This is a genomic window from Leptospira sp. B5-022, assembly GCF_000347035.1.
Classification (GTDB): Bacteria; Spirochaetota; Leptospiria; order Leptospirales; family Leptospiraceae; genus Leptospira_B; species Leptospira_B cinconiae.
Genome location: NZ_ANIJ01000047.1, coordinates 82,397 through 102,808 on the forward strand (window position 1 = coordinate 82,397; position 20,412 = coordinate 102,808).

Consider the following 20,412-nt stretch of genomic DNA (forward strand, 5'->3'; position numbering starts at 1 on the left):
GGTTATGGGGTCACCAAATCGATCTAAGAGCTCCGATCCCCAATATCATTGTCCCTCCGAGCTCTCCTACAATTAAGGCAAACATAGACGAATGAAATATCCATTTCGGGATCCGGAATTTTCCCAATAGATGCGGGGACTTGAATTGATTTTCGGTATCTTCTAATATACCGTGAATCAGATATGTGGAAATTGCAAAGCCAAAGAAAAAAATCGTTACCAACGCAGACCAAGCGTTGACTTCTTCCATAAAGACGCTTAGAGAAGCAAATTTAGATAATACCAAACAAGCAAATGAATACAAAAGAGAAGCTCGATGAGCGATATCTATGTATATAGGGGCCGTTGCGTTTTTGCTGCGAGCGATACGGTAATATTTCCAGACACCCGTTAATAAACCGATTATAAGAAATATAAATGAAGCAGAAAGTAAATATTTTTCGGACAATGACATGTAAAGGTTACCTGTGTTAGATCAAATAGGGTTTTTGTTGGACGTAGAGATAGTGTTCTTAGCTCATTCCTATCCGGAATGAGCTCCGTTCGAGATTCGATTTCCTACTTATTTTTTTTGTGGAAAATGTTGGTACAAAAAATCGTCCATCATTGCTTCCGATATATCTTCCGGGCCTTTTAGTAAAAGGTTGATCCAGATAAAGGGTAGAGTTAGCCAACCCATTATAGTGTGGCCTGACAAACTGTAAGTTTTGGTGCTAACTTTATCATAACCTTTGGTCTTGGCATTAAAGAAAAAAATAGTGAATTCATAGTCGAATTTGCTTTGTACGTATAAAGGGATTATGAATAAGGTAATACCGGAAAAGAAAGCATTTGTTATCATGCTTCCTCCTGCGAACCCTCCGACTTGTCTTTCAACTTGCCTTACCTCGAGGAAGATATCTGCGGTTCCTTTTTCGATCTGGTAGTATCGCTCAAAACTTTCGTGGAGGACTGCGCTTTCAAACAATTTAGAATCTTCGATCCCCTTCGCGAATCCGTTTTTTAATTTTTCATGAACGGGGGCTAAGGCGTTTGTGGAAACCAAACTATAATGTAGTATCGACTTTTTCTGATTTGCCTCGGGGAATGTGACTTTGTCAGGCGAGTTTACCGTCCAGGTTACACAGGAAACCAGAAGTCCTAAGATTGCTCCGATCATACTCAAATGTTTCATATAACCTCGATTTGTGAGATATAAAATCCGTTTAGGAGCCTAACTATATAAACCGGTCTATATATGTAAAGTCAATAGGTATTTAGATCGAAAAAACTTTATTCAGTCGATCAATCACTGTTTCCATTTCAAAACGACCTCCGCTGTATTTTGTCTTTGGAAATCAATTTCTCAATTAGGACGCGTTAGGGATACGAAAGGCGCGGAACGCGGACCCCGTAGCTGAAGGCGAGGGGGCCGAAGCGTAAGCGAAGCCTGAAGTAGCCCGGCCCGCGAGGTTCTCCGAAAGACTTCTGTTGTTGGAGGTCCTACTCGCGGGAAACGCCCTGTTCTTTATACATGTTGGAATTCCTACAGTCAATTTTAGGTGAAATCTGGGACCCTTGGAAAACCTTGGCTTATAGTCCGTCCCAAAACTTAGGCTTACCTATAGGGAAAGATTTCCAGGCTTCAAGAGCCAGGACCTTTTGGGACAGGCTCTTATATATAGAGCGCGCGTAAAGATGATCAAAATTTCCAATCTTCATAAATCTTATACTTCTAATTTGTTATTCGATGATCTGAATCTGAGTTTGAATCGGGGCGAAAAGTTGGGGCTTGTCGGAAGGAACGGTCACGGTAAGTCCACTTTGTTCCAGATGATCATAGGGAATGTGGAACCTGATTCCGGTTCTATCACTGTCCCGAAGGGTTATAAGATCGGGCATTTGCAACAACATCTGAAATTTACTAAGCCAACAGTGCTGGAAGAATGTGCGCTTGGTCTTCCTGAGGGAGAAGAATACGAGACTTGGCAGGTTGAAAAAGTTTTGTCCGGTCTGGGGTTTTCGGAAGCGGATATGGAAAGAAGTCCGGAGGAGTTTTCGGGTGGTTATCAAATCCGGATGAATTTGGCGAAACTTCTGGTGTCCAGTCCCGACTTACTTATGTTAGACGAGCCGAATAACTATTTAGATATCGTAACGATCCGTTGGCTCGAGGAATTTTTACGAGAGTGGGAAGGTGAGATCATTCTGGTCACTCACGATAGAAGTTTTATGGATAGCGTTGTTACTCACACTGCCGCGATCCATCGGACGAAGGCGATTAAAGTCCAAGGTGATACGGATAAACTTTATAATCAGATCAATCAGGCGGAAGAAATTTACGAAAGGACCCGTTTGAACGAGGCAAAAAAGAGAAAACAAGAAGAGATCTTTATCGCACGTTTTAAAGCGAAGGCGAGTTTTGCGAGTCGCGCTCAATCCAGAGTGAAAAAACTGGAGAAACAAGGCGAGATGAAAGCCTTAGAAGAGATCGAAAGTTTGGAATTATATTTTAACGCCGCACCTTTCGCCGCGAGCCAAATGTTGTCTGCGGAAAATATTTCTTTCTCTTATTCGGGACAGGAACCTTTTTTGATCTCCGATTTTTCTCTCAGTGTTGGGAAGAGAGATCGTATCTGTATTATCGGTAAAAACGGTAAGGGTAAGTCCACTCTTCTGAAACTTCTTGCCGGGGAACTCCAACCGAGTTCCGGAAGGATCCAAAAACATCCTGCGTTGAAGGAAGGTTATTTCGGTCAGACGAATAAATTAAATCTGAACGAGAACGCTACCGTCACCGAAGAAATTATGAGTGCGGATAAATCTTGCACCGAGTGGCTCGCGAGAACGATCGCAGGCGGATTGATGTTCTCCGACGATATGTCTTTGAAAAAGATCAAGGTCCTTTCGGGTGGCGAGAAAAGTAGGGTGATGCTTGGGAAAATTTTGGTAACCCCTTGTCATCTTCTGTTTTTGGATGAGCCCACCAACCACTTGGATATGCAATCTTGCGATGCATTGATCGAAGCAATCGACGAGTTCGAAGGTTCGGTCATCATGGTCACTCACAACGAGATGCATCTTAGGGCCGTCGCGACCAAGTTGATCGTTTTTGATAACGACACTATCAGGATCTTTGACGGCACTTACGACGACTTCCTGAAGGACGTAGGCTGGTCAGACGAAGATTATTAGAAAAATCTAATTATCTTTTTTATAATTTATTTGGGCGGTTCTCCCGCTTCGCGGGAGTCGTGCTGCTGCGGGTTCGCGCATTCGCGCTCATCCGGGCTTTTGCCCGGACTAAAGCCCTTCGCATCACTACCGCGGCAGTGCCGAATGCTGGCCTGGATCGGGGATTTGTTGGAGGTCCTACATGAGTGGAAGGCGGCCCCCACCCTGGTTCGGGTGGTGGAGGAGGGTCCCGCGGGAGAAGCAATTGCCTTCTATCATAGTTTCGCATTTTCCTCAATGACTATTTCTTTAAAAATTTTGTAGGAGCTCCTACAAAATCTTGGCCAAAGGTTGCTTTACGAAATGGTTCCTTTTGTTCTCACGAATTTTTCGAAATTCACTCACCCTCTTCGAACCAACCATGCACTAAGAACCAACAACCCCAAGCCGATCATCTTTTGAGCTGAAATCGGTTTTTCAGGAAATCCTAATGCTCCCCATTTTTCTAATAAGATAGAAGTGATTACTTGGCCTAATAAAAATAATGCGATCCAACTCGTGGCTCCTAGTTTCGGTGCGAAAACTAAAGACGAAGTAACTACGATTGCTCCTAAAAATCCTCCAATCCAGATCCACCAAGGTTGTTCTTTGATTGTTTCTACTAAGAACGAAGTGGACTTCATTTCTCCTAAGGCAATAGTTATGATTCCCAATGCAATGGTCCCTAGGAAAAAGGAAATAGTGGAAGCAAGCCAAGGGCTTTCTATATTTTTTCCTAATATGGAATTGATACCGGGTTGTATGGACATCGCAAGTCCGGACAGAAGAGCAAAGATTATGGGTAAGAATAGATTCATACGTTGATCTTGGTTTACCCGGATTTTTTTACGAGTCGTTTGGAAATCCGAATCGAAAGAATTTAACGTTTCCGTTGTTTTGCCGATTTAGGCTGAGAAACTTTAAATTCGGCTTTTGCCTTTGTTTCTCCGTTTACAATGATTTCCAATTTGTGGAGTCCGGGAGAATGTATTCTCGTGGTCATCTGCTGAAAAGATTGTTTTCTTTCGTATACTTTTGTTTCTTTAGGAGAGAATTCTTTTTCTTCTATCTGAAACACTTTTACGGAAAATTTTCCGGAAGGTTTCAGGTAATGGATCTTGGATTCTAATCTGTAAAGTGTAGGTTCTTTCGTTTCCGACTTCATTTCAAATCGATAAGTTAGATGTTTTCCGATCTCTACTTCTTTAGGCTGGAGTTCCAAGTTAGAAATTTTAGCGGATTTGCTCTTGGAAAATCCAAAGATAGAAAGTGTATCCGAGTTGCCTTGTTTTAATAAACCTCTAAGCGCATGTTTTAGTAAAAGATCCGTATTTTCGGATTTGCCCATCCATTTTTTCGCGATAGAAATCACTAAGTCGGGGTGATCTTTAGAAATATCGTTGAGATGATTGGCAACACTTCTGCGGACTACCTCATCCGGATCGTTCTTTAAATTTTCCAAGATGGAAAGAGTCTTTTCCGGATCATTTTTTAATCCTGGAATCCCTTTCCCCCAAGGCAATCTAGGGCGGGAACCTTCACTCGCTAATCTCCTGGTTCCCGGGTGTGAATGTTTGGACCATTCTAACATTTTTTTCCAAGTGATATCAGGATATCGGATCAGAAATTCTCGGATGGAAAATTCGCAGGAGATGATTTGAGTGATCCTTTCCATACAGTATAAGGATTCGTCCGGATGATCTGTGCCTGAGATCTCAACCGTTTCTCCTAAGAAGATGATATAAAATCTTTGGGTGCCCGGGAATTTTTTCTCCAGAACTTTCGAAATTTTTAATAAAGGAGAAACTGCTTTTGGGAATGGTTTTGGTAGAGACTTTGATAGTACTTCTGCGATTCTATGGATCCTTTGTTTGAGTTCCAACTTCTTCCAATCTTTACGTTTGATCTCTTGGACCCATTCTTCCGGTCGTTTATGAGATAATACTATAGAGAATTGGGTCCCTATTTCTAAAAGAGCCTTGTCATCGTAAAAGTTCTTAAGCGCTTCCGCCATAAACTTTGTTATGATCCTATTTTCGGTTTGGATAGGTAGTATTTTTCCGTATTTGATCGGGAAAAATTTCGATGATCCAGTAAATATTTCATAAGAATACTTGCGTCGGTCTGTTTTAAGAAATAATAAAATGATTTCCGAAAATCGTCATTTCCTATATTTAATTCTCTTACGTGAATATCGCATTAACAAGACTAAAACATCTACATGTTTCAGCGCCCCAATATTCTACTCCTGAAAAAGTGGTAGAGGCTTTGGGCGCTATCCAAGGCCAGGACTACGCTGCCTCTAAATGGGCTATTGGGCTTAGAGCTCCCGGTTTGAAAGAAGAAGATGTCGAGTCCGCATTCTTAGACAGAAAGATCATCAGGTCTTGGCCTTTGAGAGGAACATTACACGTAGTTTCCGCCAAAGATATTTATTGGTTATTGGACGTATTGGGCCCTCCTACCGTTTCAAAATATGCAGCTCATTATAAAAAGATAGAGTTAGATCCCAAAGTATTAAAAAAATGTTATTCCATTCTTTCTAAAAATCTATCGAACCAAAACTTTCTCACTAGAAAGGAAATATCTTCCATTTTAGAAAAATCGGGAATTATCACGAACACTACCAGATTATCCCATATTCTACAAAGAGCAGGCTTGGAAGGTTTGATTTGTTTCGGTCCGAGAAGGGACAAGGATTTTACTTATACATTGATCGAAGAATGGATCCCTAAGATCAAAAGAACTAAAAAGCCGAAGGAAGAAGCCCTCTATGAAATCACTAAAAAGTATTTTGATACTAGGGCTCCGGCTACTTTGGCGGACTTTGTATGGTGGTCCGGGTTGAATATAAAGGATGCAAAGCTCGGTATAGAAAGTCTCGGTCCTAAACTGACCGGATTTCAAAAAGATGATCAGACCTATTATATTCCGAAAAAGTTGGAGGTAGTGGAAAACAAATCCGATACTTTATTCCTTCTGCCTGCGTTTGACGAGTTTTTACTGGCCTATACCGATCGTAAAGATTGTATGGATCCCCCTGCCAAAAAACTTTTAACTCCGGCAGATGATCTTTTTAGACCGACTCTGGTAATCAACGGTTGGGTAAGCGGGATTTGGCAAAGAGAATTAAAAAAAGAAGACGTTATCTTGAAAATAAATCCTTACAAATCGCTAAATGCAAATTTTAAAAAGAAACTGAAAAAAGCGGTCGAAGAATACGCGAAATTTCTCGGGAAAAACCCTATCTTAGAAGCTTAGTTTATTCCGAGAACTCTATTAACAATTTATGAATTAGATCGTAATTTTTCCAAGGCAAAAAATGTCCTTCCTTCGGAAGGAGATATGTTTTTACCTCTGTGGAAAAATATTTCCGAACAAATTCCGGATTTTTTGGATCTACAAGTGTATCTTCTTCCCCCTGGACTACAATTGTTTTAGCCTTGATCGTTTTCCATTCAGGGATCAGACTTTTTAACTGTTTTTTCAAAGGTAACATTTCCGAATTACTATAGGCCCATTCTTCCGGTAAGATCCAGCCGATAATCCAAGTGTCCGCAATTTTGTTGTACCATTTTATCTCTTCCGCTTCCGGGTCCATAGCGGCGGCTAGTAAAAAAAGGAATTGGAATTTTTCGGGGTAAAGTGTAGCCATTCTTGCGGCAACCGGACCTCCATAAGAATGTCCTAATATACTGATCGATTTTATGCCTCTTTGTATTTCGGGAAGTTTTGTCATGGTGTTTAGGATTTTTTCCGCTTGGAGATTTACATCCGCAATCGCCCCGGATGATTTTCCGAAACCTGGCCTATCTACTCCAAGCATACAGTATATTTTTAATAATTCAGGGTCTTTTAAGTATCTAAGATAATTCGACCAACTGCCAGGGGAGCCGTGAATAAAAATGAGGACTTTACTTTTGTCGGGTTTACAACCTGTGCTGATCCAGTGGACTGCAGCTTCTTCTTTTTTGTTTTGGATGAAGTGTTCTTGGTAGAATGTGTCGGATTCTTTGAGTTTCCGGAAGGCTTTATCTTCTTCCAGATTCATTTCTTCGTAACTACTGCAATAAGAAATAAATAGTAATAATAAGAGTGAAAGATTTAACCTTTGCATAAAAGCGATATTTGAGAAGGAGCGGAAAATACTTCGCCCTAATTCAAAAATTGTTACTATAAGTTGTATATTTATACGAAAATTTTGATGAGCAAAAATATCCCGAAATTTGCTCCGAAAACCGTATAAAAAAATAAAGGAGGAGAAGGCTCCATCTGTTTATCTATCGCCTTGTTTAAGCTGGTTTTGATAATTTCTTCTAGAACGGAGATATCTTGTGTTCCCTTTTGTTCGTAAACTGTTGCGACTTCTTCTGCGAATTCCGCGATTCGGATCTTTTTTAAGAAGGTCTGCAAAATGAAACGAAGAGCCTTGGGCCAGTTTTCCTTCTCCTGTAAAAACGTAGGTAGATCTTTGAGTTTAGCAGAGATAAACTTTCCCCAGTTGTCTATTTTTTCGGATCCGACCTTCTTTTTGATCATTTCGGAAAGTGTTTTAGAAACGTTTTCCGTGAACCAGGTTTTGTTCGCTGAGACTAGATTTCCTAATTCTCTACCTAAAAGAAATGTTTTGATCCCTATGAAATAAAGAAAAGGGAACACGAAGGCAAACCCGATCACTAAAAGAACGATCGGCCACAATTCCAAGACTATTACGATTAAAGCAAGTATTGCACCGATCCCTCCCGCTCTTGCGATTGGCATCGGCCCAAGATCGGATGCGATACTTTTCATTTCGGGAAAACAAAATGCTAATAGAAATAGATTAAAAATAAATCCTAAAAAGAGCGCTATAGAGGAAAGTAGAAATATTTTTGCGGAACTTTTGACTGCCGTTTTTACGAATGTTCCAATTTCTTCTTTCATTAATATTTCTCCGGATAAACGTATTTCTTATTAATAACGGGTCATGTCCGTTCTTTTTGAACATATTCGGAATAGAATCAAGAAAAAAAGAAGAGGGTCCTAAGTTTCCGGAATAAATCCTCTTCTCATCGTATTCTCGGTGATGCTAATTGGTTCTAAAAATTGTTTTAAATAATCCGGACCGCCGGCTTTGGCGCCTACTCCGGAGAGTTTATAACCTCCGAACGGTTGTCTGTCTACTACAGCTCCAGTGATCCCTCTGTTAATGTAAAGATTCCCAACTTCGAATTTCTCTTTTGCATATCGTATATTCTTAGGATTTCTGGAAAAAACTCCGCCTGTAAGAGCATAATCCACGTTATTCGCTATCTTAATCGCATCTTCAAAGTTTTTTGCTCTGAATAAGGTAACGTACGGTCCAAAAAATTCCGTTTGTCCCAGTGGCGAACTAGGATCCTCACTTTCAAAAATGATAGGCTCCACAAAATGGCCGGTTTGTTTTTGGCTTTCTCCCATATTAAGTTTACTTAGGATCTTAGAAGAGAATTGAGCGGCTATACTATCTAACCTTGATTTGGATTCGGAATCTATCACTGGTCCGACTTTTACTGAAGGATCTTCGGGTAACCCTGGTTTTAAGGATTGTAAGGCGTCTATAAATCTGTTTTTGAACGTGTCGTAATTGGATTCCAAAAGTATAATGCGTGAAAGTGCACTACATTTTTGTCCTTGGAATCCAAATGCGGATTGTAAGGATGCGATCACGGCTTCGTCTAGATCCGCATCTTCGTCCACGATTATGGCGTTTTTACCTCCCATTTCCGCGACGACCTTCTTTACGAATTTTAGATCTTGGGAGGCGGCTTCTCGGATCATTCCTAACCCAACAGTTCTGGAACCGGTAAAATTAATCGTGTGAACTTCAGGATGTTTCACTAAATAAGCGCCGATCTCTTCTCCTTTTCCGGGTAAGAAATGTAGTGCGGAAGAAGGGATGCCCGCTTCGAGTAATATATTAAAAAGTTTGAATGCGATTGCGGAAGATTGTTCTGCAGGTTTCATGATCACCGGGTTTCCTGTAACCAAAGGCGCCACTGTCATTCCACAGAGGATTGCTAAAGGAAAATTCCAAGGAGCGACTACCAACGTGACACCCCTTGGTATGTATGTGTAAATATTCTCTTCTCCCAAAAGATCTCTTTTTCTGGGTTCAAAAATGTTCTCCGCTTCCTTAGCATAAAATTCGCAGAAGTCGATCGCCTCTGCGATTTCGGCATCAATGTCTTTGATCCCTTTCCCTACTTCTAAAGAGATTAGTACCGTGAGTTCCGCTTTTCGGGAGCGTAGAATATCGGCTGCTTTTTTCAGGAATCCGATCCGGATTTCGGACTTTGTATTCTTCCATGTTTCAAAAAATCGGACCGATTCTTTGACGGCGTCTTCCGCATCTTTCAAAGACGCATAATGTATATCTGCGATTTTTTCAACGGTGTTTGCAGGATTTAAAGCGGGAACAACAACGGAAGTTTTTTTTGTTTTTCCGGAGATGATCGGAAAGACTTGTATCGGGAATTCTTTTCGGATAGAAACAAATCCTTTGTTTAGGACGATTCTTTCTTCTTCTTTGGAAAAATCCCGAAGGGGCTCGTTTTGAAAATTTGAATTAAGATGAAAGCTCATTTTGATCTCGGACTCTCCAAATACAATAATCGTTCCCGATCTTTTCTGTTCGCATTGATGTTTTTCAGAAAACCTTCGTTAGTGGAATTTTCCAGTAACCTTCTTACCAAATAAGCCATACCGGGGATCACTTCTCCGATAGGGGAATATTCTCTGACTGAGATTCCTAAACTGCGAATCGCCTTCTTGTATGAGTCCCCCATTCCGTATAACATTTGTACTTCGAAAAAGTTTTCCGGGACGGAATATTCCGCCGCTCTTACGAATGCGGATGAAAGACTCCTTATATTATGAGAACCGAATGCAGGTCGAATATGAGGGTAGGACTTCAATAAGAGTAACGAACATTCTTCATAGTTTTTATCCGTATCCGATTTTATGAGAAAAACGGGAGGTTCCCAGCCTTTTTGAGCCGACTGTGTCATCTCATATTCCCAATAAGCGCCTTTGACCAAACGAACGGTTATCGGGTATTTTCTTTTTTTGGAATATTCAATTACTTTTTGCAGGTCTTTCTGGGATGATTTCAGATAAGCTTGAACCACGATCCCAAAATGTGGATACTCTTGGAACTCGGGCTCTGCAAAGATGCGGAACGCTGTATCCATTATGATATCCTTGGTCTCGTACTGTTCCATATCCAGATTAATAAAAACATTTTTGGTAACTGCTGAGTGCAGGATCGGCCGTAACTTCTCCATTAAATGAGTCACGGAAGATTCATGCGCGAGTGGGTCTAATTGGGAATAAAGAGATGAACATTTTACGGAAACGTTTCCGGTAGGCTCTCCGGGAAATTGTTTTTTTCGTATTTCTGAAAGTTCTTTGTCCTTGGAAACTTCTTCCAATAAAAGTAAGTATTCGGAGATATATCGTTCCGCTTCCTTTTCGGAAAGTACAGCTTCTCCCAATATATCTATAGTGGAAGAGATCCCTTTTCTGTATCTATCGATGATCTTTTTACGATCCGAGCCGTAGGTCCTTCCTAAGATAAAAAATTTTGCGGTCAATTGAATCCCGATCTTTGCGCCTAACGCAACGAATACGGAACTGAGTCGATTGGATAAAAATATGGAAAGAAGTAATATTATCCATTTAGGAAGTTCCGTAGTAGTTTCGATAAAATAGATCCGGATATAACGTGCAATAGAAGAAAGAGAACCGAGGCTCGGAAATAGATCTGCGAATCGAAACGCCTGAAGTTTTAATAGTGGCCGATTTTCCAGGAACAAAAGACTTTTGGAGAATAGTCTATATTCACTAAAAAGACCATCTTCGTAGGCATCGCTTAGGCGAAATAATTCCCTTCCTTTTTCTAGGATCCTATCTTGCAGATCGAAGGAAGAAGGAATTGTTTGGTGTTCGTTATCTTCTGTCGCCTTCATTCTAATGTATTCCGATCCCGACGGTTCCGGTTGAAAAAACTTCTTCTCCGGATTTTTGCCATGCGAACCTTTCGGAAAAGCTTTTGCATCCACTATTCCCAAATCAAATATTACGAGTTGGAAAAAAGGACGACCTTTTACGATGAAAATCAGTCAAAGTTCGGTAGGCCAACCCGATGAATATCCTATCACATTCTACCACAAACTTTTATAAGGAGCTTCCGGAGATTTCCCAATTTTCGGAAGTTACCGACAGTAAACATTATAGAAAGGTCCCCGAAGATTGGATCGTAATCGTTACGGATATCGTAAAATCCACGGAAGCGATCTTAGAAGGCAGATATAAGGATGTGAATATGGCAGGGGGACTGACCTTGATGGGGATCACGAATCTTCTCAAGGACATGGAGTTTCCGTTTTTTTTCGGCGGGGACGGTGTGACCATCTTGCTTCCCGGTTCTAGATTAAGGGAAATCCAGGACATTCTTGCTGATACGAGAGAATTCGTAAGAGATTATTTTAAGTTGGATCTTCGGATCGGGTTTGTGCCTGTTTCCGATATTTACGAAGCGGGTTATAGTCTGACTATGGCCAAACTTAGGATCTCTAAACATTATACACAGGCTGTTTTAGGGGGAACAGGTGTGGCTTACGCTGAGATTAAGATCAAAGAACCGGACTCTCAGTATTTAACAGATAATTCTTATATTCCGAATATTCGCGCTGATTTTTCAGGATTTACGTGTAGATGGAAAGATATCCAAAGTCCAAAAGGGGAAATGGTCGCTCTTATCGTTAAGATCAATTCGACTTCCGATTCGGAAGCTGCAAAAACTCTCTCCGGTTTACTTTCCTTGATCGATTCTTTGTACGGTTCCGAGAGGGAATATCATCCCTTGAGAGAAGAAAATCTGATCATAGAACATTCTTCTTCGGTTTTGAATAAGGAAGCTATCGCTTCTTCCAAAGGAAACAGTATATTAAAAAAATTGTATCTTTGGAAAATTAAATTCGAAACTTACGGTGCGGAACTCGCGATCCGTTGGAATCTCCCTTTAAAAGCGTTTCACTATAAACTCAATAAGTTGAAAAATTATCAGATTATCTCTTCCGATTTTAGGAAATTCGACGGAACGTTCAAAATGGTATTTGCTACGGATACCGCGGATAGAAAAAAATTAGAGTCAAGTTTAGCGGAGGCGGAGAAGGCGGGAAAATTACATTTTGGGATCCATATCTCGGATAGAGCCTTGATGACCTGTCTATTACACGCGGGAACGGAAAGAGAAGTCCATTTTATAGATGGGGCAGGCGGAGGTTACGCCTTGGCTGCCACAGTCCTTAAGAAAAAATTGCAAGCAGTCGGCGTATAGTCATTTTTAATCTTTTTCCAACCAATAGTAGAATGCGGGTAATAATACCAGGGTTAGGATCGTGGAAGAAAAAATCCCTCCTATCACAACTGTGGCCAGAGGTTTCTGGACTTCCGCCCCTAACCCTGTTCCGAACGCCATTGGAATAAAACCGAAAGAAGCGACTAACGCAGTCATGACTACCGGGCGTATCCGACTGACTGCACCTTCTAGTACCGCTTCTTTTACTCCGAGTTTACTTTCTTCTCGGATCCGATCGATCGTGTATAATTTTACGAGTCCGTTTAAGACTGCAATTCCCGAAAGAGCGATACACCCTACGAATGCGGATACGCTTAAGTCCATACCCCTTAGAAATAGGAACCAGATCCCTCCGGTCAAGGCAAAAGGAACGCAGAAAAACACCAGCAGTGCCTGCTTGATCGATCTGAGTCCCAAGTAAAGAACGGTAAAGATCATGAATAATGTGGCAGGAATGATTACCGATAATTTTTCTTTTGCATGGGAAAGATTTTCTATCTGCCCTCCCCAGAAAATGGAATATCCATTAGGGATCTGTAATTTGGAGACCTGAGTGACCGCTTCCTTATAAAATCCTTCCAAGTCCCTGCCTCTTAAGTTTACGGAAACAGCCACAAATCTTCTGGATCTATTCCTGGAAATGGTCATGACCTTCTCTTTTTTTTGGATGGAAGCCAATAGTCGGATCGGCACAGTTCCTCCGTCTTCCGTTCCGACGGTGATATCTCCTATTTCAGATTCTCTGTTCCGAAATTCTTCCGAGAGCCGGATCTTAATGGGAAATCTGACTTCTTCCTCGTAAAATCCGCCTAACTCGAATCCGCTCATGGAACTTTCCAACACTGAGTTAAATAAAGGTAAGGAGATATTATAATATTTTAGTTTTGTGCTATCCGGGATTACATCGATTACATTCGATTTTCTTAATGCCATGATCGGATCTAACTCGACTTCCGCCGCACCGGGGATCTTTTCTAGGGTATTTTTCAATTCTTCTTGGAGTCTGAGCAAAACGTTCAGATCCTTTCCTAAGATCCTAACACTTATATCAGCTCTGCTTCCTTCCAATAATTCGTTAAATCTGGCTTCTAACGGTTGGCTTAACGTCAGTTCCGATTCCGGGAATTTTTCTTTTACCGATGCTTCGATCTTATCCAAAAATTTTTCCCAAGTTCTTTTTTCTAAAAGATCCGGTAGTATATCCTTTTTTAGAATGATGAATGTATCCGCATTAAATGGTCCCATCGGATCGTTCGCGACCGAACTAGTTCCGATCCTAGAAAATACACTTTCGACTTCCGGCATTTTCCCTAGGAAAAGTTCAAGTTCTTTTTGCTCTCGTAAACTTTCTTCCAATCCCGTGTTCCCATTTCTGACTATGACCAACATCAGATCACCTTCCGTTAATTTAGGAAGGAATACCGTTCCCATTCTGAAATATATCAGAAGTGTCGCAGCGAAAAAAATTAGGGAATATAGAATGATCTTACGAGGTTGGTCTAAGATCTTCGGTAATTTTTCGGCATACCAATTTACGATCTTGCTGTCTTTTTTCCGACTATGCGTTCCTAAATTTTTGGGCGATAGGAAGAAGTATAATAGAGGAGGAAGAAGGAAAACTGCTAAGAATAAACTAAAACCTAAAGCGAGAAGGACTGTCTCCGCCATAGGCCGGAACATTCTTCCGGGGATCCCATCCAAGGTTAGGATCGGGACATAGACCAACATGATCACCAAGATCCCGAAAGATACGGGCTTTAGTACTTCCAAAGAAGAATCTAAGATCATCTTTCTCTTTTCTTCTTTGTTTGAGAATTTTCCGGTCTCAAATTTGGAGAGAACATTCTCCGTAATTACTATGGACGCATCCACCAAAAGTCCAAAATCGATCGCTCCCAGGCTCATTAGGTTGGCAGAGATCCCGAAAAATCTCATACAAACGGAAGCGAGTAACATAGAACCCGGAATGATGAATGCTACGATCAAGGACGCTCTCAAGTTGAATAATATTAGAAAAAGTGTAAGTATTACTAAGATCGCACCTTCTCCCAGGTTTTTTAGGACCGTTTTGATGGTGGACTGTATTAAGAAGGATCTTTCCAATAGGATCCTCACTTTCACATTTTCCGGCAGGCTGAGATTTGAGACTGCCTTATGGAGATCTTCGTTTACTTTATAACTGTTTTCTCCTTTTAGCATTAAGGCTGTACCGAGTACGATCTCTTTTCCGTTGGAACTTGCCCCTCCCAATCTCGGTGTGCCGTGTTCGTTTACATCAGCTATATCCGAGACTCTTACGGATCCGCCTGTCAGAGTCCTTCTGACTGAAATGGCGGAAATTTCATTTAGATTTTTTTTAAGACCGTAAGCTCTTACGATGGAGATCTTTCCTGAGTTCTCTATAAATCCACCGCCGAAACTTTCTCCAATGGTGGCAATGTCTCGTATGATCTGATCGATAGAAAGTCCCCAACGTTTCATACGGTTCGGATCTAGATCTATATGGATCTCTTTTTCGTAACCACCGTTGGAATCCACTTCCACGATCCCGGGAACCATCGCTTTGATCTGGGGGCGAACCACGTAATCCTGGACCGTCCTTAAAAATAAAAGTTTTTTCTCTTCGGGAAGTCTGTCTAGTTCGGAGTTCGGAACCGCTTCTACCGAGTAAAAAAATATTTCTCCAAGCCCTGTAGTATTCGGAACGATTGTGGGGGTTACACCGGGAGGAAGTTTTTCCTTAGCGCTGGATATCCTTTCCGCTACCATTGCCCTTGCTTGATAAATATCCGTAGTTTCCTTGAAGATCAGAGATATATTAGATAAACCGAATTTAGATACGGACCGAACGTCGATCAGATTCGGTAGCCCTAAAAGTTCCGTTTCTAGGGGAAAAGTGATCACCTTCTCCACTTGTTCCGGATCCAAGGAGCCGGTATCCGTAGTGACGATCACTTGCACATTTGTGATATCCGGCACTGCGTCTATCGGCACTTCGTTTAATGTATAGAAGGAGAATATTAATAAAAACGAAACCAGTCCTACTGATAAGAATGGGTTATTTAGGCTGGTATTCAAAAGTCTGGCTAGCATTGCCCATTACTCCTAAAATGTCTTTTTCGTTCGTGATATAAAGTAGGTTGAGAAGGCTTTCCAAATGGGAAATTTGAGCGTCAAGAACCGCATGATGTGTTTCGTGTAACTGGTTTTCTAGTTCCAAGTAGCTGATAAGTTGAATTCTTCCTCTTTTGAACTCCATATCCGCGAAGTTCAGATCACGGTCGATACGATCCAATTGGGCCAGATCATAAAGTCTCAAGTTGATCTTGGATTGTTCATAGTCCAAAAACGATTGATTAAAGGAAGTTTGTATTAAGTTTTCCTGATATATTAGTCGATCCTGCTTTGACCTCATGTTGGTCTCGGCAGATGCCACTTTATTTTGAAATTGGTCCCAAACAGGGATCCTGAATTTCAATCCGAAATCGTAAAATCGGTTGGCAACCCCGGATTTATCCTCTCCGATCTGGCTGGTTATGGAATAATCCGGATATTTTTCCAAGTTTGCTAATCTGAGTTCCGTTCTGGCCTTATCCAATTCTCCTCTTGCGGCAAGAATAGACGGATTTTGAGAAACCGCCTTCTTTTCCAGTTCCTTTCGATCGAATTTTACTCCGGATCGAAAATATGGGATTTTCAGGTTCGGTACGGATTCTTGTCTTAAATACAAGTTTAAGGATTCGTAATCTTTTGCGGCTCCCAATTCAAGATCGTTAAAATGTTTCCGCAGAGCTAGGATTTTGGTTTCTATGATGAATAGGTCCGTTTTTGCCTGAGGAGTGAAGAAGGGCCTCGCTTTGATATAACTTTCTATCAAGGAAAGTCTCTTAAGTCTTTCTTTTACGTGATTTTTCTTATCCGCTGCCACTAAGTAACGATAGGCGAATTTGATCGAGCTGAGTCGGATGGAATTATAGGCTTCTATTTGTTGGATCTCTTTGATCTTGGAATCATTATCCACCAAAAGTTGTTTGAGCTCTTTCCTCCCTGGAAAATAAATAGGCTGCTCGATTTGTACGGCATATTCCGCACCGGATTCGTCTGCTGCCTTTCTCTGACCGTAGTCGAGATACACGGAAGGGTTTTGTGTCCTACCTTCCTGTTTCCTTTTATAAAAAAGGCTTTCTAAATCGGAATGGATCGCGGTAAGCATAGGAGAATTTTTCTCCGCGATTGTCATAATTGAATTTAAGTCTAATTCTTTTCCGGGATCATTCTCCGATGCCTGAACTGGGAGGAATAATATCCAAAAAATAGATAAAAATACGGGTATATAAGAAAAGCGCACGATAACCTCACATTATAAAAACAAAATATTATAATGTGAGATCTAGATTAAAATTCTGACGTAAGAGAGATGGGTAAGTGTTTCCGAGTTGGAAAGTTTTTCGAATTTGATTTGAAAGGGGAAGAACGACCAAATACGCACCAGAGCCCCTAAACTCATTCTGAAATGTTCGAAAACTTGGACAGGAAAGGATAGAATGGAGCGGGAGTCCTCTATTTCCTTTTTGATGGAAACAAGATCCCAATCACATACGGGACCACTGTCCCGGTTTTGGTCCTGATGGCAAGGGGAGGAGTCGGAAGTACCGGCTTCGATCTCGCAAAAAGGGCCGCAATTGAACGCAGGCACGAGAATAGAAAGTAAGGCGCAAGCCACCAGGACTTTCAAGGATCTCGATTTCATTCTTCCAGAGTAACAGTCGGCCCGAGAAAGTAAATTGAAAAAACCGTATATAGGCCCCATCGGGCCTGTTTGATTTTTATCAGTATCTGTAGAATTTAGCGGGAGCGGACCTTCTTCTTTTTTGCCGCAACTTTACGTTTAACTGAAGTCTTCTTAACAAGACGTTTGACTGACTTTTTGCGAGCCGCTTTTTTCTTTGTGATCGATCTCTTGGAGGAGGAGACTTTCGATTTTGTCACCTTCTTCTTTGGAATACTTTTCTTTTTGGGAATTGTTCTCTTTTTTAAAGAAGAAGCTTTATTTGCTTCCGCCAAAGATTTTCTGAACCAGAAAATCAGATCTTCGTCGTCTTCTAAAACTTCTTCCGGAACCTCCCAATAGGAAACGCGGACCATTTTTCCGTCTTTACCCGTGTAAGTGAATGGGGTCATTCCCGAAGATTCGTACTCAGCTTGGTTGGATTCTCCCACTCTGAAATACAATCGATCCTTGATGACCATCGCAAAGATCTGTGATCCGGAATAGATCCCGAAACCTCCGAACATATTTTTATAAGATAAGGGACCGCAGACTTTTAATCTATCTTGGACATGTGTAAGGAAAGAACTCATAGGCAGGGGATTGTCTCCCGGTACAATAAATTGACAAGAAAAAATCCAACTAAAGAAGCCTCGGGAATAAAAATCCGATAATATCTATAATACTGCTTTTAGCCTATCCGATACTTGTTTGTTCTTTTCTAATTTTCCGAACGAAAGGACTTGGGTCGGACAATTCACCACACAAGCGGAACATCTGACACATTGAACACTGTCCATAGGTCTTCCTTTGTTAGCATAATTCATCACATCGATCCCTTGGTGGCAAACAGAAGTGCAAATATTGCAAGAGATACACCTTTTTTTCTCGGAGAAGATCCGGAACTTACTGAACCTAGCGTAGATATGCATGAGCGCTGAAAGTGGACAGAACATTCTGCACCAGATCCGTCCGGAAAACATAAAATATGCACCGACGCCTACAACTCCTCCTAGGCCTAGGTCCACAATTAAATCGTAATATACTTTTACAGAATCCGCTCCGAATTCCAAAGGGCGGAAAAATTGTCCTGAACTTCCGATAAGTTTGGCGACTGTGAGAATAGCCGCTATGAATAATATCCATTGGCCTGAATGTTCCAGTTTGTAAGCCAATTTTCCATGAGGCATTTTGTTCCTGTACTCGTCGCCTAAGGTTTCCGCCAAACCGCCGCAGGAACAGATCCATCCGCAATAGGCACCTTTTCCGAATTTATAAACTAAATATGGAATAAGCCCGAAACTCATTAGGAATCCGTAAACTAACCAGAAGGTGGTGATCCCTCCGTCGTATAACACTCCCATATTCAAAGGCCAAGCTAGGATAAATCCGTAGGCCTTCCAATAGGCGCCATCCGGGAAAACCTGCGTCAGCAAAAATCCATTAGAAGGTCCTAATAAAGATTTCTCTCCTAAAAAAGGAAGAATGATCTCGGGTAATAGGAAAAGAGGGAAAACCTGGATCAAAATTAAAGTAATCGTTTGTAATTTTATATATTGTGTGGGCCTAACCCAGATCCTTCTAATCCCGAAAAATAAAATCGTCGCGGAATATAGAACGGTATAATGGAAACTAGGATATTTTCCGAATAAATAAAGTCCTATATATTTGGCGCTTAGATACACGAAAGAAAAATAAAGTGCAGCGGAGAGTAAATAAAGATTTTTGAATGTTCTCCATTTCCAACCAAAGAATACGTCTTTAGAGAATAGAAATCGAACGGAAGACACCGCAAAGACTGTCCCGGAACCTAAGGCCACCCAGGAATACCAGTATGAGGCATAAAAGGAGGCTTTGCCGAAATATAAAAATAATGCAAAGGAGAATAAGGAAACAAATCCGAGAATTTCCTTAGAGTTGAATGAGTTTCGGATCTTGATCCCTATTTTTTTTAAAAATGGGATGGGGGGTTCCGAACCGATGAGAACCAAAGAAGAATCTATTTTTTCGGTTCTTGTTTTAGATCCTTGTTTTAGCCGAACTTGTTTGGATCCGAATTTTTCTAGGACTGAATTGGGTAAAAATCGGATCTGATTCTCTTGGACCGCTTTTTTGAATTTGAGCTTATTTTCTTCTTTTGGTCTGGAAATTTCGGACTCTCTATAAGATAAAGTGACGGAGGATGAAACGTCCACTAAAGATAACGCGGCTTCTATTGCGCTGTCTCCTCCGCCGACCACTAAAACGTTTTCTCCTTGAAAGTCTTGCGGATCGATCAGTCTATGAAAAACGTTTTCTTGTTCTTCTCCGGGAATTCCTAAGCGCCTACTGTCTCCTGATTTTCCGATCGCAAGTAAAACATAGGACGTATGAAATTTTTTCCCAGACTCAGTTAGTATCGTAAATCCCGAGTCTTTAGTAGGACGGATCGTATCCACCTTCTCTCCGTTTAAGATGGGGAGTTTATGTTTTTTTAATACTGATTCCAGGTCTTTTAAAAGACCCTCTTTGGTCGTGTTTTTGATCTGGATCGGAGACTCCACTTCCAGTTCGAAAGGTTCCGCAAAGATAGGTTTTCCTTTTGGATAACTTGTGATTGTATGAAAGGGTTGGTTTGCTTCTAAGATCAGAAAGTCTAGACCATTCTTCTTGGCTTCTATCCCTGCGGCGATCCCAGAAGGACCTGCTCCTACGATCAAAACATCCAAGTACCCTTTGATTTTCTTTCTGGGTTTTTGGAGGATATTACGGATCGCAGAAACCCCGCTTTGTACGGAATATTTTAAAAGTGGAATACCTGTCAGATCACCGGAGATATAGATGCCGGGTATAGAACTCTCGAATTCGGAATTCGTTTCCGGATATTTTTCGGCGTCTCCTGTAGGAGCGTTATTATTCAACCAATCGATATATTTAGGGATAAAGGATAATAGGCCTTTCATAACTTTGACAGATGTTTAGAAATCGGCTTGCCTCTTAGGATCTAAAAAGAAAACTCCTGCTAGGTGGATTTTTTGCAAGGGTTCTATACAAAAAACCGGAGTTTCTTTTTTATAACTGCGACACTCGG

General features: G+C 41.1%; 16 protein-coding genes. 3 read left to right on the plus strand and 13 right to left on the minus strand.

All coding sequences use genetic code 11. The features are described from left to right. Positions 1-10: 10 nt before the first annotated feature. Together LEP1GSC192_RS16640 and LEP1GSC192_RS16645 are read right to left on the minus strand one after the other, a co-directional pair. Positions 11-454 (minus strand): hypothetical protein, encoded by a 444-nt coding sequence (locus tag LEP1GSC192_RS16640; RefSeq protein WP_020771228.1) that lies wholly within the window; start codon positions 452-454, stop codon positions 11-13. 108 nt (positions 455-562) lie between these two features. Then, on the minus strand, positions 563-1,174 hold the full coding sequence (locus LEP1GSC192_RS16645) for a hypothetical protein (protein WP_020771338.1): 612 nt from the start codon (positions 1,172-1,174) through the stop codon (positions 563-565). Between the two features lie 503 nt (positions 1,175-1,677). Between LEP1GSC192_RS16645 and LEP1GSC192_RS16650 the strand changes: the two genes are divergently transcribed. Beyond that, the gene (locus LEP1GSC192_RS16650) at positions 1,678-3,174 is read left to right on the plus strand and encodes an ABC-F family ATP-binding cassette domain-containing protein (RefSeq protein WP_020771290.1); all 1,497 of its coding nucleotides are present in this window, start codon (positions 1,678-1,680) and stop codon (positions 3,172-3,174) included. Between the two features lie 380 nt (positions 3,175-3,554). Here LEP1GSC192_RS16650 and LEP1GSC192_RS16655 read toward each other — a convergent pair whose 3' ends face one another. Both LEP1GSC192_RS16655 and LEP1GSC192_RS16660 read right to left on the minus strand, forming a co-directional pair. After that, positions 3,555-4,010: a DMT family transporter gene (locus LEP1GSC192_RS16655; RefSeq protein WP_036090782.1), complete on the minus strand. Its 456-nt coding sequence runs from the start codon at positions 4,008-4,010 to the stop codon at positions 3,555-3,557. 62 nt (positions 4,011-4,072) lie between these two features. Then, positions 4,073-5,206, minus strand: a complete 1,134-nt coding sequence (locus tag LEP1GSC192_RS16660) for a DNA alkylation repair protein (protein WP_020771417.1) — start codon at positions 5,204-5,206, stop codon at positions 4,073-4,075. Positions 5,207-5,379: 173 nt separating this feature from the next. On the opposite strand from LEP1GSC192_RS16660, the gene LEP1GSC192_RS16665 reads away from it, so the two are divergent. Then, on the plus strand, positions 5,380-6,453 hold the full coding sequence (locus tag LEP1GSC192_RS16665; protein WP_020771505.1) for a winged helix DNA-binding domain-containing protein: 1,074 nt from the start codon (positions 5,380-5,382) through the stop codon (positions 6,451-6,453). A 1-nt stretch (position 6,454) separates the two neighbouring features. Here LEP1GSC192_RS16665 and LEP1GSC192_RS16670 read toward each other — a convergent pair whose 3' ends face one another. From LEP1GSC192_RS16670 to LEP1GSC192_RS16685, 4 genes are all read right to left on the minus strand, one after another. Further along, positions 6,455-7,309, minus strand: a complete 855-nt coding sequence (locus LEP1GSC192_RS16670; RefSeq protein WP_020771496.1) for an alpha/beta fold hydrolase — start codon at positions 7,307-7,309, stop codon at positions 6,455-6,457. A 71-nt stretch (positions 7,310-7,380) separates the two neighbouring features. After that, complete coding sequence (locus LEP1GSC192_RS16675) at positions 7,381-8,115, minus strand: hypothetical protein (protein WP_020771135.1); 735 nt, start codon at positions 8,113-8,115, stop codon at positions 7,381-7,383. Positions 8,116-8,214: 99 nt separating this feature from the next. After that, entirely contained in the window at positions 8,215-9,795 is a 1,581-nt protein-coding gene (locus LEP1GSC192_RS16680) for an aldehyde dehydrogenase family protein (protein ID WP_020771256.1), read from the minus strand. Next, on the minus strand, positions 9,792-11,180 hold the full coding sequence (locus LEP1GSC192_RS16685) for a proline dehydrogenase family protein (protein ID WP_036090987.1): 1,389 nt from the start codon (positions 11,178-11,180) through the stop codon (positions 9,792-9,794). The genes LEP1GSC192_RS16680 and LEP1GSC192_RS16685 overlap by 4 nt, the downstream gene beginning before the upstream one ends. Before the next feature lie 176 nt (positions 11,181-11,356). Here LEP1GSC192_RS16685 and LEP1GSC192_RS16690 point away from each other — a divergent pair, with 176 nt between their 5' ends. After that, complete coding sequence (locus LEP1GSC192_RS16690) at positions 11,357-12,553, plus strand: DUF3095 domain-containing protein (protein WP_020771315.1); 1,197 nt, start codon at positions 11,357-11,359, stop codon at positions 12,551-12,553. Positions 12,554-12,559: 6 nt separating this feature from the next. On the opposite strand, the gene LEP1GSC192_RS16695 is transcribed toward LEP1GSC192_RS16690, so the two are convergent. The 5 genes from LEP1GSC192_RS16695 to LEP1GSC192_RS16715 all read right to left on the minus strand — a co-directional run bounded on the left by LEP1GSC192_RS16695 (position 12,560) and on the right by LEP1GSC192_RS16715 (position 20,284). Continuing rightward, positions 12,560-15,667, minus strand: coding sequence for an efflux RND transporter permease subunit (locus LEP1GSC192_RS16695; RefSeq protein WP_020771504.1), 3,108 nt, complete (start codon positions 15,665-15,667; stop codon positions 12,560-12,562). Next, positions 15,633-16,817: a TolC family protein gene (locus LEP1GSC192_RS16700; protein ID WP_369750281.1), complete on the minus strand. Its 1,185-nt coding sequence runs from the start codon at positions 16,815-16,817 to the stop codon at positions 15,633-15,635. Before LEP1GSC192_RS16700 ends, LEP1GSC192_RS16695 begins: the two co-directional genes overlap by 35 nt. 147 nt (positions 16,818-16,964) lie before the next feature. Continuing rightward, on the minus strand, positions 16,965-17,324 hold the full coding sequence (locus LEP1GSC192_RS16705) for a hypothetical protein (RefSeq protein ID WP_232421081.1): 360 nt from the start codon (positions 17,322-17,324) through the stop codon (positions 16,965-16,967). 95 nt (positions 17,325-17,419) lie between these two features. Further along, positions 17,420-17,935: a TfoX/Sxy family protein gene (locus tag LEP1GSC192_RS16710; RefSeq protein ID WP_020771363.1), complete on the minus strand. Its 516-nt coding sequence runs from the start codon at positions 17,933-17,935 to the stop codon at positions 17,420-17,422. An 84-nt stretch (positions 17,936-18,019) separates the two neighbouring features. Then, the gene (locus LEP1GSC192_RS16715; protein ID WP_020771282.1) at positions 18,020-20,284 is read right to left on the minus strand and encodes an NAD(P)-binding domain-containing protein; all 2,265 of its coding nucleotides are present in this window, start codon (positions 20,282-20,284) and stop codon (positions 18,020-18,022) included. Between the last annotated feature and the right edge of the window lie 128 nt (positions 20,285-20,412).

What these genes read in the sequence shown, in the direction of transcription:
- LEP1GSC192_RS16640 (WP_020771228.1), bottom strand. Translation starts at nt 454, where the DNA reads ATGTCATTGTCCGAAAAATATTTACTTTCTGCTTCATTTATATTTCTT.
- LEP1GSC192_RS16645 (WP_020771338.1), bottom strand. Translation starts at nt 1,174, where the DNA reads ATGAAACATTTGAGTATGATCGGAGCAATCTTAGGACTTCTGGTTTCC.
- LEP1GSC192_RS16650 (WP_020771290.1), top strand. Translation starts at nt 1,678, where the DNA reads ATGATCAAAATTTCCAATCTTCATAAATCTTATACTTCTAATTTGTTA.
- LEP1GSC192_RS16655 (WP_036090782.1), bottom strand. Translation starts at nt 4,010, where the DNA reads ATGAATCTATTCTTACCCATAATCTTTGCTCTTCTGTCCGGACTTGCG.
- LEP1GSC192_RS16660 (WP_020771417.1), bottom strand. Translation starts at nt 5,206, where the DNA reads ATGGCGGAAGCGCTTAAGAACTTTTACGATGACAAGGCTCTTTTAGAA.
- LEP1GSC192_RS16670 (WP_020771496.1), bottom strand. Translation starts at nt 7,309, where the DNA reads ATGCAAAGGTTAAATCTTTCACTCTTATTATTACTATTTATTTCTTAT.
- LEP1GSC192_RS16675 (WP_020771135.1), bottom strand. Translation starts at nt 8,115, where the DNA reads ATGAAAGAAGAAATTGGAACATTCGTAAAAACGGCAGTCAAAAGTTCC.
- LEP1GSC192_RS16680 (WP_020771256.1), bottom strand. Translation starts at nt 9,795, where the DNA reads ATGAGCTTTCATCTTAATTCAAATTTTCAAAACGAGCCCCTTCGGGAT.
- LEP1GSC192_RS16685 (WP_036090987.1), bottom strand. Translation starts at nt 11,180, where the DNA reads ATGAAGGCGACAGAAGATAACGAACACCAAACAATTCCTTCTTCCTTC.
- LEP1GSC192_RS16690 (WP_020771315.1), top strand. Translation starts at nt 11,357, where the DNA reads ATGAATATCCTATCACATTCTACCACAAACTTTTATAAGGAGCTTCCG.
- LEP1GSC192_RS16695 (WP_020771504.1), bottom strand. Translation starts at nt 15,667, where the DNA reads ATGCTAGCCAGACTTTTGAATACCAGCCTAAATAACCCATTCTTATCA.
- LEP1GSC192_RS16705 (WP_232421081.1), bottom strand. Translation starts at nt 17,324, where the DNA reads ATGAAATCGAGATCCTTGAAAGTCCTGGTGGCTTGCGCCTTACTTTCT.
- LEP1GSC192_RS16710 (WP_020771363.1), bottom strand. Translation starts at nt 17,935, where the DNA reads ATGAGTTCTTTCCTTACACATGTCCAAGATAGATTAAAAGTCTGCGGT.
- LEP1GSC192_RS16715 (WP_020771282.1), bottom strand. Translation starts at nt 20,284, where the DNA reads ATGAAAGGCCTATTATCCTTTATCCCTAAATATATCGATTGGTTGAAT.